Source organism: Achromobacter sp. CSND-B12 (assembly GCF_052906545.1).
This window is the reverse complement of record NZ_JBREGJ010000001.1, coordinates 4,786,556-4,799,513: the sequence shown is the minus strand read 5'-3', so window position 1 is coordinate 4,799,513 and position 12,958 is coordinate 4,786,556. Positions and strand designations below refer to the sequence as shown.

The following is a 12,958-nucleotide window of genomic DNA, read 5'->3' as shown; positions in this document are numbered from 1 at the left end:
ACCCTCATGGAATTTAGCACACAGACCACCGCTTCCCTGCACCAGATCAAAACCGCCGCGCTGGCGGTCGGGATCTACGCCGACGGCGTGTTGAGCCCCGCCGCCGACCTGATCGACCGCGCCTCCAACGGCGCCGTGCGCGCCGTCGCCAAGAGCGAGTTCCGCGGCCGTGCCGGCTCGACCCTGGTGCTGCGTTCCCTGCCGGGCGTGTCGGCCCAGCGCGTGGTCCTGGTCGGCCTGGGCAAGCAGGACGAATACTCGGCCCGCGCCCACGCCTCCGCCGAACAGGCCTTCGCCGCCGCCTGCGTCGCCGCGCAACTGACCGAAGGCGTGTCGACCCTGGCCGCCAACCCCATCGCCGACGTGGCCCTCATCGCCCGCGCCCGCAGCGCGGCCATCGCCGCCGGCAGCGCCACCTATCACTACGACGCCAGCTTCGGCAAGCCCGACCGCGACGCCCGTCCCAAGCTCAAGAAGATCGTGCAGATCGTCGAGCGCGCCGACGCCAGCCAGGCGCAGAAGGGCCTGCGCGAAGGCGCCGCCATCGCCAACGGCATGGAACTGACCCGCACCCTGGGCAACCTGCCGGGCAATATCTGCACCCCCACCTACCTGGGCGACACCGCCAAGCGCCTGGCGCGCGAATTCAAGTCGCTCAAGGTCGAGGTCATGGACCGCAAGCAGGTCGAGGCCCTGGGCATGGGCTCGTTCCTGTCGGTGGCGCGCGGCTCCGAGGAAGCGCTGCGCTTCATCGTCCTGCGCCACGCCGGCAAACCCGCCAAGAAGGGCGCCAAGGCGTCCGACGGCCCCATCGTGCTGGTCGGCAAGGGCATCACCTTCGACGCTGGCGGCATCTCGCTCAAGCCCGCCGCCACCATGGACGAAATGAAGTACGACATGTGCGGCGCCGCCAGCGTGCTCGGCTCGTTCCGCGCGCTGGCCGAACTGGAACTGCCGCTGGACGTGATCGGCCTGATCCCGGCCTGCGAAAACCTGCCCAGCGGCAAGGCCAACAAGCCAGGCGACGTGGTCACCAGCATGGCCGGCCTGACCATCGAGATCCTCAATACCGACGCCGAGGGCCGCCTGGTGCTGTGCGACGCGCTGACCTACGCCGAGCGCTTCAAGCCGTCCACCGTCATCGACATCGCCACCCTGACCGGCGCCTGCGTCGTGGCCCTGGGTCATGTCAACACCGGCCTGTTCACCAAGGACGACGCGCTGGCCGAGGCCCTGTCCGCCGCCGGCCGCCAGTCCCTTGACACCGCCTGGCGCATGCCGATGGACGACGCCTACCAGGATCAGCTCAAGTCCAACTTCGCCGACCTGGCCAACATCGGCGGCCCCCCGGCCGGCGCGGTCACGGCCGCCTGCTTCCTGTCGCGCTTCACCAAGTCGTACCGCTGGGCCCACCTGGACATCGCCGGCACCGCCTGGAAGAGCGGCAAGGACAAGGGCGCCACGGGCCGTCCCGTGCCGCTGCTGATGCAGTTCCTGCTGGACCAGGCTTGAACCGCCGCGCACGGAAACCGGCATGACGCGCATCGATTTCGCCTTCGGCGCGCCCGACCGCCTGCGCATGGCCTGCCAGGTGGTGCGCAAGCGCTACCTGGCGGGTCAGCGGCTGGTGGTGTACTGTAAGGAAGGCTCGCGCCTGGCGGCCTTCGATCGCATGCTCTGGGCCTTCGACGACACCTCGTTCGTGCCGCACGTCCTGGCCAACGATCCGCTGGCGGCCGAAACGCCCGTCATCCTGACCGCCGGAGATCCCTGGCAGGCGGCCCAGGCCGCCGTCGCGGACGGCCAGCCCCAGCCCTGGCTGCTCAATCTCGACGATGCCTGCCCCCCGGGCTTCGACGCCTTCGAGCGCCTGCTCGAAATCGTCTCCGACGATCCCGACGACAAGCAGGCCGCGCGCCAGCGCTGGCGCGCCTACCAGGGCGCCGGCCATACGCCGCAGAGCCACGACCTGAGCCAGCGCCAGTCGGGCGCCTGAGCGCCCTTTACGCCCCTCGCGCCGCCCCGGGCGGCGCCATCTCGATCCTCGGGAGCCCCCATGCCCCACCACCCTTCCGATCCCGGCATCCCCACCCTGACCCAGCGGGCCGAACCGACGCTGTCGCCATCCGCGCCGCCGGTCGGCGCGGCGCACGGCGCCACCGATGCGTACCCCGATGACGCCTTTCCCCTGCTGACGGAAGTGGCCGACGCGGATGTCCCCGTGCTGACGGATCCGGCCGGCGGCGACGATTTCCCGCTGCTCACCGACCCCGTCGACGACCACGGCGTGCCGCTACTCACGGACGCCCCGGATGACGGCGCCGGCACGGCCATGCCGTCCGACACGCCCCCGCCCGCGATCCTGGCCGCCCGCCTGCAGGCGGAAGTCGAGCAGGCCATGCGCGCCGCCCTGGCCGACGCCATCACCCGGATCCAGGCGCACATGGACGAAGAACTGCCCCGCATCGTCGCCCGGGTGCTGCGGGACGTCAGGCCAGGTTGAAACCGGCGCAAGCGTCCCCATAATGGGGTCATACCGCAGGATCATGCGGGTCCGCCCGATGCGTTAATTCCTTCGAAAACTGGATTCTTCAGGGAACTGTAAGGTATCCTTGGCATCTAAGCCTTCTAGGCAAATCAATTTCTGCCGTACACAGGAGTCCTCCATGAACGAATATCGTCCGTCCCCCTTCAACCGTTCCGGCGCCCTCGCCGGCGCGCCGGGCGAGGTCGTGCGCAACAAAGTGCTGCGCAACACCTATTGGCTCCTGGCGCTCTCGCTGATCCCGACCGTGCTGGGCGCGGCCGTCGGCCTGTACACCGGCATCAACCGGGTCATGGGCGCCAGCCCGGGCCTGTCCGCCATCGTGTTCCTGGTGGGCGCCTTCGGCATGATGTTCGCCATCGAGAAGAACAAGAACAACTCGCTGGGCGTGGTGCTGCTGCTCGCCTTCACGTTCTTCATGGGCGTGATGCTGTCGCGCCTGCTCGGTTTCGTGATGGGCTTCAGCAACGGCTCGCAGCTGGTCATGACGGCCTTCGGCGGCACCGCGATCGTGTTCGGCACGATGGCCACGCTGGCCACCACCATCAAGCGCGACCTGTCCGGCCTGCAGAAATTCCTGTTCATCGGCGCCGTCGTGATCCTGGTGGCGGCCCTGGCCAACATCTTCCTGCAGCTGCCCGCGCTGATGCTGACCATCTCGGTGCTGGCCATCGTGATCTTCTCGGCGTTCATGCTGGTCGACCTGCAGCGCGTCGTGAACGGCGGTGAAACCAACTACGTGTCCGCCACGCTGGCCATCTACCTGGACGTCTACAACGTCTTCTCGAACCTGCTGATGCTGCTGGGCATCTTCGGCGGCAACCGCGAATAAGCGCGCCGCGCTACAGTCGCAAGGGCCTGCATGCAACATGCAGGCCCTTTTTCATTGGAGCGAGCCATGCCCGACCGCCGCCGATTCCTGCAAGCCGCCGCCTGCGCTTCCCTGCTGGCCCAGCCGTGGGCGGCACGGGCGCTGACCACGCGACAGCCGATGCTGGCCCGCCCCATCTGGTCGACCGGCGAGATGCTGCCTGTGGTCGGACTCGGCACGGCCGACACCTTCAACGTATCGCCGTCGGATGCGGCCGCGATGGCGCCGCTGGCCCAGGTGGTGGACGCGCTGCTGGACGGGCGCGGTTCGCTGATCGACACCGCCCCCAGCTATGGCCTGGCAGAGACCGTCACCGGCGCGCTGCTGGCGCGCGAGCCGGACCGGCGTCCGCAGGTATTCCTGGCCACCAAGATCAGCGTCCAGGGACACGATGCGGCCAGGCGCCAGATCGAACAGTCGCGGCGCGCGCTGCGCACCGACAAGCTCGACCTGATCCAGGTGCACAACCTCATCGACACCCGCAACCAACTGGCGTTGTTGCGCGACCTGAAGCGGCAAGGCCTGACGCGCTACATCGGCATCACCCACTACACCGACCACGCCCACGACGAACTCACCGAACTGGTCGAACGCGAGAAGCCCGACTTCCTGCAGATCAACCTGTCGGTCGGCGCCCGCAACGCCGAAAAGCGCCTGCTGCCGGCCTGCCAGGCCAATGGCGTCGCGGTGCTCATCAACCGGCCCTTCCAGGACGGCGCGCTGTTCCGCCAGGTCAAGGGCCGGCCGCTGCCAGAGCTGGCCGCCGAAATCGGCTGCACCTCGTGGGCCCAGTTGTTCCTGAAATTCATCATCGGCCACCCGGCCGTCACCGCAGTCATCCCCGCCACCTCCAAGCCGGCCAACATGGCGGACAACGCGCGGGCCGGTTTCGGGCCGCAACCGGACGCGGCGCTGCGCGAACGCATCGCCGCCCTGCTGGGCTGAAGCCATGCGCGCCGCCGGATCCTGGCGCCAGCGGGCGGCGCAAGCGCTGGGGATTCAACCCGACGAACTGCCTGCGGGCGCCTGCGGCTTCGCGTTTTTCTTTTGCCTGTTCTGCGGCTATTTCATGCTGCGCCCCATCCGCGAGACGCTGGGCATCCAGGCCGGCGTCGACCAGTTGCAGTGGCTCTTCACCGCCACCTTCCTTGCCATGCTGGCGGTGGTGCCGTTGTTCGGCTGGCTGTCGGCCCGGGTGGCGCGCGCCACGCTGGTGACGTGGGCCTACGCCGCCTTCGCCGTCACCATGGCCGGCTACGCTGCACTGTTCCACTGGCGGCCGGACAGCGTCTGGGCCGCGCGCAGCTTCTACGTCTGGCTGTCGGTCTTCAACCTGTTCGTGGTCTCGCTTGGCTGGAGCCTGATGGCCGACGTGTTCCGCATGGACTCGGCCAAGCGCCTGTTCGCCTTCATCGCCGCCGGCGCCAGCGCCGGCGGGCTGTGCGGCCCCTTGCTCGGCGGCCTGTTGGCCGGCGCGCTGGGTCCGGCGGGCCTGTTGCTGCTGTCGGCCCTGCTGCTGACGGCCACGCTGCCGCTCAAGCGTTGGCTGCTGCGCTGGCGCGCCGCCGTTCGCCCCGAGGCCGACACCGCCGAACTGGCGACGCCGATTGCGGGCGCGACGCTGGCCGGCCTGGCTCGGGTGTTCCAATCGCCCTTCCTGCTGGGCGTCGCCGTGCTGGTGCTGCTGCTGGCCACCCTCAACACCTTTCTCTACATGGAACAGGCGCGGCTGGTGGCCGGCGCCTTCACCGACACGGCGCAGCGCATCCGGGTCTTCGCCGCGCTGGACTTCACGGTCCAGGCGCTGTCGCTGTTGTCGCAACTGTTCCTCACCAGCCGCCTCGCCGCCCGGCTAGGGGTGCGCTTCCTGATGGCGGCGGTGCCGCTGGCCATGGCGCTAGCCTTCCTGGTACTGGCGATCCATCCGGTGTTCGCCGTGCTGGCGGGCGCGATGATCCTGCGTCGCGTGGGGGAATACGCCCTGGTCAAGCCGGGGCGCGAGATGCTGTTCACCGCGGTGCCGCCCGAAGACAAGTACAAGACCAAGAACGTCATTGACACCGTCGTCTACCGCGCCGGCGACGCGGCCAGCGGCTGGGTCAAGGCCGGCATCGACGCGCTCGGCCATGGCGTGGCGCTGATTGCCTTGCTGGGTGCGCTGTGCGCGCTGGCGGCCGCGGCGCTCGGCTATGGATTGGGCCGCCAGGCGGACCGGCGGGCGCCAGATAGCCATTAGATTTCTCCAAACATCCATCTGAGCAAGGCGAACGGATTTCCCTCGCGGCCGCCGCACAATAGCGCAGCCCATCCACGTTACGGGAATCGCCATGACACGCATTGCCAGCCTTGCCGCCCTGTTGCTCAGCCTGACCGCCGCGCCCGCGCTGGCCGATTACCCCGAACGTCCGATCACCTTGATCGTGCCCGCCGCCGCCGGCGGCAATGCCGACATCACCGCGCGCCTCATCGGCCAGGAGATGGCGCGCGTGCTGGGCCAGGCCGTGGTGGTGGAAAACCGCGTCGGCGCCGGGGGCCGCATCGGCACGCAGGCGCTGGTGCGCGCCCCGGCCGATGGATACACCATCGGCTACGCCCACGTCGGCACGCTGGTGCTGCATCGCTACCTCTTCAAGCAACAGCTGTACGACCTGGACCGCGATATCGCGCCGGTCGGATTGGTGGCAGAAACCCCCAACGTCATCGTCGTCAACGCAGCCTCGCCGTACCCCGATCTCAAGAGCTTCATCGACGCCAGCCGCGCCCAGCCCGACCGGCTGACCATGACCTCGGCCGACCCCGGCACCACCAGCGAGGTCGGCGTCAAGCTGTTCATCGCGCAGACGGGCGCCGCCGTGCGCCAGATTCCGTACAAGGCCACCGCCGCCCAGTTGGCCGACCTGCTGGGCGGCCACGTGGACTCGATGATGGAGAACCTGCCCCCCCTCATCGGCAACCTGAAGGATGGCCGCCTGCGCGCCCTGGCCGTAACCACCAAGCGCCGCGCCGCCTCCAATCCGGACGTGCCGACCGTGGCCGAGCAGGGCTACCCGGGCTACGAGCAATCGGCCTGGAGCGCGCTGGTGGCGCCGGCCGGCACCCCGCCCGCCGTCATCGCGCGGTTGAACGCCGCCATGAACACGGCGCTGCATTCGGAAGCCGTCGCCCGCGAACTGCGCAGCCGCTCGCAGGAACCGCTGGGCGGCACGCCCGCCGACGTCAAGACCCAGATTCAAAAGGAACTGCCCAAATGGGAAAACATCATCAAGGCAGCCGGCACCACGCTGGACTGATGACGGCCCGCCCCCACGCCGGAGACGCGCCATGGCCAAGGTAAGCCGAGAGGATTTCACCTGCGCCGCGGCCACCAATGCCTCGGCCTACCGGCGCATCACGGTGCCGGTGCTGAAGATCGAGGCCGGGCCCGGCCCCGCCGTGGCGCTGATGGCCGGTGTGCATGGCGACGAATGGGAAGGCCAGGCAGCCATCCTGCAGCTGTGGCAACTGCTGCCCGGCGTCCTGCAACGCGGCACGGTCTATCTGCTGCCCGCCGCCAACGCCGAGGCGTCGCTGGCCGGCACCCGCCTGTCGCCGTCGGATGACGGCAACCTCAATCGCGCCTTCCTGGGCGCCCCGGCGCGCGGCTATACCGAAAGCGTGGCGGCCGCGCTGGAAGCACGGCTGCTGCCGCGCATCCAGGCGCTGGTGGACGTGCACAGCGGCGGCGCCTCGCTGCGTTACCTGCCGTCGTCGGTGATCACCCGCTACGGCGACGATGCGCTCGATGAGCGCGTGCCTGCGCTGGCACGCGCCTTCGGCCTGCCGCATTGCGTGTTCTTTCGCGGCACCGAGAGCGGCTCCCTGCCGGCCGCCGCCAGTCGCCTGGGCGTGCTGCGGCTGAGCGCGGAGATCGGCGGCGGCAGCGAAACCACCCGCGCACTGGTCGAACGCTGCCGCGACGGCCTGCTCGGCTGCCTGGCGGAACTCGGCCTGCTGGCCGGCGCTTCCTCGCGCCAGGCCAGCCCCACACTGCACAACCTGGAGCCCCCCGCCGCCACCCTGCGTGCGCGCGAGAGTGGCGTCTTCATCCCCGCGGTCGACCTGGGCCAGACCGTGACGGCGGGCCAGACCATCGGCCAGTTGATCGAACCGGCGCGGCCCGACCTGCCCGCGCGCAACCTGGCCAGCCCGCAGGCCGGCACCGTCGTCTGCCTGCGCGCCATCGCCCGCAGCGACGACGGCGACTGCCTGCTGCAGGTGGCCCCCGCCCTTTCCCTGGACTCCCTAGCCTCGTTGTACTGACCCATGCAGATGAATCCCCGCTTGTCCGGCCTGCGCTGCCTGCGCTGCGAAGCCCTGCTGCCTCCCGCCGACTACCCCGAAGGCTGCCCCCACTGCCTTGAAGCCGGCCATCCCGCGTCGCTGGAATGCCGCTACGATGCAGCGCCCGGCGATGCCATGGACCTGCCTGTCTGGTTTCCGGCCACCCTTGGCGAGGGCGCCACGCCCTGCCTGGAGGCCGGGTCCCTGGCGCAGGCCGAAGGCGTCGGGCGGTTGTGGCTCAAGTGCGAAAGCGCCAATCCCACCGGCAGCCACAAGGACCGCATGGCGGCCCAGCTGGTGTCGCGCGCGCGCCTGGCCGGCGCCACACGCGTGGCGGCGGCCTCCAGCGGCAATGCCGGCGTGTCGCTGGCGGCCTACTGTGCCGCCGCCGGGCTGCAGGCCGACATTGCCATCACCCGCAATTGCCCGCCCCTGCAACGGGAGGCCATGCAGCGCTTCGGCGCCCGCCTCACGGCCTTCGACGACAGCCTGGCGCGCTGGCCGCACGTGGCGGACCTGTGCCGCAACCAAGGCGCCTTCGCCGGCACCAATTACCTGAATCCGCCGGTGGGCACGCATCCGTACGGGGTCGAGGGCTACAAACCCATTGCCCAGGAAATCCTCGATGCCTGCGGCCTGCCCACCGATATCGTGGTGCCGACCGCGCGCGGCGACCTGCTGTGGGGCATCCTGCTGGGTTGGCAGCACCTGCTGCGCGCCGGCCGCATCCCGCGGCTGCCGCGGCTGCACGCGGTCGAGCCCTATGCCCGCCTGTCGCGGGCGCGCAGCACCGGCGACGCGCGCGGCCTGTGGGAAGGCGCGACCGACCAGTACTCGATCGCCGGCGGCACCGTCACGCTGCAATCGCTGGAAGCGCTGAAGCGCTCGGGCGGCTCGCCGGTCGAAGTCTCCGACGCCGCCGCCGCCCAGGCGCAGCAGCGGTTGGAACGCATGGGGGTGGCCACCGAACTGTCGTCGGCGGCGGCGCTGGCGGCGGTCACGCGCTTGCGGCGCGCCGGCCAACTGGACGCCGAATCGTCGGTGGTGCTGATCCTGACGTCCGACGGCCGCCGCGGCTGACCGCCAAGGCCGGCGCGAGGCCCCGTCGCGCCGGATCGGCCGCCTCCCGGGCCTGCGATCGCTCTTCGGCCTCAGCCGCGCTTGAGCCCGTAGCGTTCCACCAAAGGCGCCAGGGCCGCGCGCAGGCAGGTCGCCCAGAACTTGCCGGCTTCCGACAATGGCCGGCTGCCATGCACGATCATGTGGCATTCGAAATGCACCGGCGCCGCCAGCGGCCGGTGGCACAGCCCCGCGGCCTCCAGGCCCACGGCCGTGGCGGGGTTGGCGATGCCGACGCCGTGTCCCGCCAGCGCCAGGTGGCACACGGTGCTCGAATACGGCGTCTCGATCGCGATCTTCAGCCCCAGGCCGGCCTGCAGCAACAGCGCGTCCAGGCGCTGGCGCGAGGCGTCCTCCGCATTGAGCGCAATCACATCGGCTTCGGCCAGTTGGGCCAGGCCGACCTGCTGCAGACGCGCCAGGGGATGCCCATCGGGAAATACCGCCACCGCCCGCAGGCTTGCCAGGCGATGGCCGCGCAGGCCTTCGAGTTCGGACTCATCGGCGACCGCGGCCAGGTCCAGCTCGCCCGATACCACCATGTCGCGCAAGGTATTCGAATCGCGGATCTGCAGGTACAGCGGCGTATCGGGATAGCGCTGGCGAAAACGCGTGATCGCGTCGCTGACGATCGCGCCGCTGTAGGCATGGATACAGCCGATGCGCAGGCGCGGCTGGGCCGCGCCGCGGATGGCGCGGATCTTGCGGCCCAGGGTTTCCAGGCCCACGTTCAGGCGGCGGATTTCCTCGTACAGCAGCGTGGCCTCGGGGGTGCGCTGCATGCGCTGGCGCACGCGTTCGAACAGGCGCAGTTCAATCGCGGCTTCGAGCGCGGCCAGGGTGGCGCTGACGGTGGCCGGCGACACATCCAGGCGCCGGGCCGCGGCGGTGACGCTCTCCGTTTCATAGACGGTGCGGAAAGTCTCGACCTGTTTGAGCGTGAAGGTCATGGCCGGGCGCGCCGCGGGTTCAGATGCGTTGCAGATCCATCAGCACCCGGCGCGTGGCCAGGGGCCGGCCCGCCAGGTTCTCGGCCAGCCGCTCGCGCAGATCGCGGCGCAGCGCCGGCTCGATGACGGGGTCGTCGAAGTCGGGCTCGGCCTCGTCCACGCCATAGCCGGTTTCGCGCAGCAGCGTCCATTCGAAGCGGCGCAAGGCGCCGGCCGCGCGCGTGCCGCCCGACAACTGCTGCAAGGCCATGTCGTAGGCGTCGAACAGCAGGGGATGGGCGTCTTCGCGCGGCAACAGCCGCAGCAACAGTTCATTCATGTACCAAGCCGACATCAGGGCGGTGCCGTTCAGGGCGCGCACGCCCATGATCTCGGCGCGGGTCAGGGTCTTGACCTCGCCGTTGCCGGTCCAGGACAGCAGCAGCGGCTGGAACGCCGACAGCACCGGACGCAGCACGGAATACGGGCGCTTGGCGCCCTTGGCGACCATGGCCACACAGCCGTGGTCGCGCGAGAAAGTCTGAACGATGAGGGACGTCTCGCGCCACGCCGTGGCGTGGAGCATGTATCCCGGGCGGTCCTGGACGCGAGGCGCCCGTCTACTCATAGCCCAGGTCGCGCAGCGCACTCTCGCGGTCGGACCAGCCCTTGCGCACCTTGATGTAGATCTCCAGGTGCACCGGCTTGTCCAGCAGCTTGGCGATGTCCTGCCGCGCCTCGGAGGCGATGCGTTTCATGTGCATGCCGCCGGTGCCCAGCAGGATGGGCTTGTGGCTGTCGCGCTCCACCACGACGCAGGCGGCGATGCGCGCGCCCTTGTCGGTCTCTTCCCATTGCTCGATCACGACCGTACAGCCGTAGGGCAGTTCGTCGCCCACCAGGCGGAAGATCTTCTCGCGCACCAATTCGGCCGCGATGAAGCGCATCGGCCGGTCGGTCAGGGTGTCTTCCTCGAACATCGGCTCGCCTTCCGGCAGGCGCGCGGCGATTTCCTGCAGCAGCTGGTCGAGCTGCTGGTTCTTGGTGGCGCTGACCGGCACCACGGCGCCGAACGGATGCAGCGCCATGATTTTCGAGACGAAGGCGAACAATTCATCGCGGTTCTTGAGCGCGTCGATCTTGCTGACGGCCAGGATGGTGCGCTCCGGCGCCGGCAGCAACGGCAGCAGCTTGGCGTCGCCCTCCGACCACTTGCCAGCCTCGACCACGTGCACCACCACGTCGACGTCGGCCAGCGCCTGCGTCACCACGCGGTTCATCATGCGGTTCATGGCGCCGCCATGACGCGTCTGGAAGCCCGGCGTATCGACGAACACGAACTGCTCGTGGTCGCGCGTCAGCACCCCGTGGATGCGGTGGCGCGTGGTCTGCGCCTTGCGCGACACGATGGAAATCTTGGAACCGATCAACGCGTTCGTCAGCGTGGACTTGCCCACGTTGGGGCGGCCCACGATGGCCACGAAACCGGTACGGAAAGGGGTATCGCTCATTTAGTCTCTTGGGACACTGCCACGGGCAGCGACAACTGCGCGGTCTTGCGCGCCTTGCCCGACTTGCGGGCGGCCTTGGACGCCGGGCTGATGGCCTGCGCCGCCTCCAGCGCCAGCTTGGCGGCCGACTGCTCGGCCGCGCGGCGGCTGGCGCCGGGCGCGTTCACCTTGATCTCGAGCGCCGGAATGGCGCATTCGACCTCGAACTGCTGGCTGTGGGCCGCGCCATGCGTGGCCACCACGGTGTACACGGGCAAGGCCAGCTTGCGGCCTTGCAGGAATTCCTGCAGCAAGGTCTTGGCGTCCTTGCCCAGGGTCTTGGGATCGACCGAGGCCAGCACCGGCTGGTACTGGCGCACGATCACGCGGCGGGCGGCATCGAAACCGGCGTCCAGGAACACGGCGCCGAACAGGGCCTCGACCGTGTCGGCCAGGATCGACGGACGACGGAAACCGCCGCTCTTCAATTCACCTTCGCCCAGGCGCAGGTATTGGGACAGTTCCAGGCGCTGGGCGATATCCGCCAACGAGGCCTGCTTGACCAGATTGGCGCGCAGGCGCGACAGGTCTCCCTCGTCGATTTTCGAATAACGCTCGAACAGCATCGCCGCGACGACGAAGTTGAGCACGGAATCCCCGAGGAACTCCAGGCGCTCGTTGTGGCGCGCACCGTGGCTGCGGTGGGTCAGCGCCTGTTCAAGCAGTGCTGGGTCACCGAAGTGGTGATCCAGCCGGTTTTCTAGCGTGGCTAGCGACATAATCAGTTGAACCGGCCGATGCGGCTGAGATCGCTGAAATTCATCCAGATGAAGAACGCCTTTCCGACGATATTGGATTCCGGCACGAAACCCCAGTATCGGCTGTCGGCGCTGTTGTCCCGATTATCGCCCATGGCGAAGTATTGCCCCTCCGGTACTTTGCAGCGTACCCCATCGCGGGAATATTGGCAGTTCCCGAGGTTGGGAAATTGGTATTGCGGGCGATATTCCTGCGGCCTGCCTTCATCAAGCAGGATATTGTGGCTAACTTCGCCTAATTTTTCTTTATATTGTGCGATATAAGAGACACGGTCGGGTTCGAAATAATCGCCATCCCGCACATGCGTCACCAATTGGCCGTTCACGTACAGCTTTTTGTCGATGTACGCCACTTCGTCGCCTGGCAGGCCCACCACGCGCTTGATGTAGTCGACGTCCGGGTCCACCGGGTAGCGGAACACGAACACGTCGCCGCGCTGCGGCTTGCCGATATCGACCACCTTCTTGTCGATGACCGGAAGGCGCAGGCCGTAGCTGAACTTGTTCACCAGGATCAGATCGCCGGATTGCAGCGTCGGCAGCATCGAACCCGACGGAATGCGGAACGGTTCCACCACGAACGATCGCAGCACGAACACGAACAGGATCACGGGGAAGAAGCTGACCGCGTATTCGATCCACCACGGCACGCGACGGGCCTTGTCGCCGGCCTCGCGCCGCAGGCGCTCGGCTTCTTGCGAATCGCCGATCAGCGCCGCGTCGTACTGCGCCATCGCCTCTTGCGCCCGGCGCTCGCGGCCGCGCCGCAATACGGCCAGATCGAGCGCCCAGATAATGCCGGTCAGCACCAGCAGAACAAACAGGATCAGGGCAAAGTTCCAACTCATCAGCTAACCGCCTTCTCG

Annotated in this window: 14 protein-coding genes; 9 read left to right on the top strand and 5 right to left on the bottom strand. The window is 68.7% G+C overall.

Annotated elements, in window-relative coordinates; all coding sequences use genetic code 11:
* Positions 1-6 precede the first annotated feature (6 nt).
* The 9 genes from ACUTAG_RS22670 to ACUTAG_RS22630 all read left to right on the top strand — a co-directional run bounded on the left by ACUTAG_RS22670 (position 7) and on the right by ACUTAG_RS22630 (position 8,816).
* Positions 7-1,512, top strand: coding sequence for a leucyl aminopeptidase (locus ACUTAG_RS22670; protein WP_020924680.1), 1,506 nt, complete (start codon positions 7-9; stop codon positions 1,510-1,512).
* Positions 1,513-1,534: 22 nt separating this feature from the next.
* Positions 1,535-1,996 carry a DNA polymerase III subunit chi gene (locus ACUTAG_RS22665; RefSeq protein WP_020924681.1) on the top strand — a complete coding sequence of 154 codons (462 nt, stop codon included), beginning with the start codon at positions 1,535-1,537 and terminating at the stop codon, positions 1,994-1,996.
* Between the two features lie 60 nt (positions 1,997-2,056).
* Entirely contained in the window at positions 2,057-2,503 is a 447-nt protein-coding gene (locus ACUTAG_RS22660) for a hypothetical protein (RefSeq protein WP_054437432.1), read from the top strand.
* A 163-nt stretch (positions 2,504-2,666) separates the two neighbouring features.
* Positions 2,667-3,377, top strand: coding sequence for a Bax inhibitor-1/YccA family protein (locus ACUTAG_RS22655; RefSeq protein WP_006389307.1), 711 nt, complete (start codon positions 2,667-2,669; stop codon positions 3,375-3,377).
* A gap of 66 nt (positions 3,378-3,443) precedes the next feature.
* Positions 3,444-4,361: an aldo/keto reductase gene (locus ACUTAG_RS22650; RefSeq protein WP_024068112.1), complete on the top strand. Its 918-nt coding sequence runs from the start codon at positions 3,444-3,446 to the stop codon at positions 4,359-4,361.
* A gap of 4 nt (positions 4,362-4,365) precedes the next feature.
* Positions 4,366-5,652, top strand: a complete 1,287-nt coding sequence (locus ACUTAG_RS22645; RefSeq protein WP_006389305.1) for an NTP/NDP exchange transporter — start codon at positions 4,366-4,368, stop codon at positions 5,650-5,652.
* 91 nt (positions 5,653-5,743) lie between these two features.
* Positions 5,744-6,706, top strand: coding sequence for a Bug family tripartite tricarboxylate transporter substrate binding protein (locus ACUTAG_RS22640; RefSeq protein ID WP_148316431.1), 963 nt, complete (start codon positions 5,744-5,746; stop codon positions 6,704-6,706).
* A 31-nt stretch (positions 6,707-6,737) separates the two neighbouring features.
* A complete protein-coding gene (locus ACUTAG_RS22635; RefSeq protein ID WP_112957349.1) occupies positions 6,738-7,715 on the top strand; it encodes a succinylglutamate desuccinylase/aspartoacylase domain-containing protein in 978 nt (325 codons plus the stop codon).
* Between the two features lie 3 nt (positions 7,716-7,718).
* Positions 7,719-8,816 (top strand): pyridoxal-phosphate dependent enzyme, encoded by a 1,098-nt coding sequence (locus ACUTAG_RS22630; protein ID WP_148316429.1) that lies wholly within the window; start codon positions 7,719-7,721, stop codon positions 8,814-8,816.
* 71 nt (positions 8,817-8,887) lie between these two features.
* Here the strand turns inward: ACUTAG_RS22630 and ACUTAG_RS22625 are convergent, their stop codons facing one another.
* The 5 genes from ACUTAG_RS22625 to lepB are packed head-to-tail and all read right to left on the bottom strand — an operon-like array spanning position 8,888 to position 12,940.
* Positions 8,888-9,805, bottom strand: coding sequence for a LysR substrate-binding domain-containing protein (locus ACUTAG_RS22625; RefSeq protein ID WP_020924688.1), 918 nt, complete (start codon positions 9,803-9,805; stop codon positions 8,888-8,890).
* Positions 9,806-9,824: 19 nt separating this feature from the next.
* Positions 9,825-10,412 carry a DNA repair protein RecO gene (gene recO, locus ACUTAG_RS22620; RefSeq protein ID WP_026382568.1) on the bottom strand — a complete coding sequence of 196 codons (588 nt, stop codon included), beginning with the start codon at positions 10,410-10,412 and terminating at the stop codon, positions 9,825-9,827.
* Positions 10,405-11,295: a GTPase Era gene (gene era / locus ACUTAG_RS22615; protein ID WP_006389299.1), complete on the bottom strand. Its 891-nt coding sequence runs from the start codon at positions 11,293-11,295 to the stop codon at positions 10,405-10,407. Before era ends, recO begins: the two co-directional genes overlap by 8 nt.
* Positions 11,292-12,053, bottom strand: coding sequence for a ribonuclease III (gene rnc, locus ACUTAG_RS22610; RefSeq protein WP_006389298.1), 762 nt, complete (start codon positions 12,051-12,053; stop codon positions 11,292-11,294). The genes era and rnc overlap by 4 nt, the downstream gene beginning before the upstream one ends.
* Positions 12,054-12,055: 2 nt before the next feature.
* Positions 12,056-12,940, bottom strand: coding sequence for a signal peptidase I (gene lepB, locus ACUTAG_RS22605; RefSeq protein WP_006389297.1), 885 nt, complete (start codon positions 12,938-12,940; stop codon positions 12,056-12,058).
* Between the last annotated feature and the right edge of the window lie 18 nt (positions 12,941-12,958).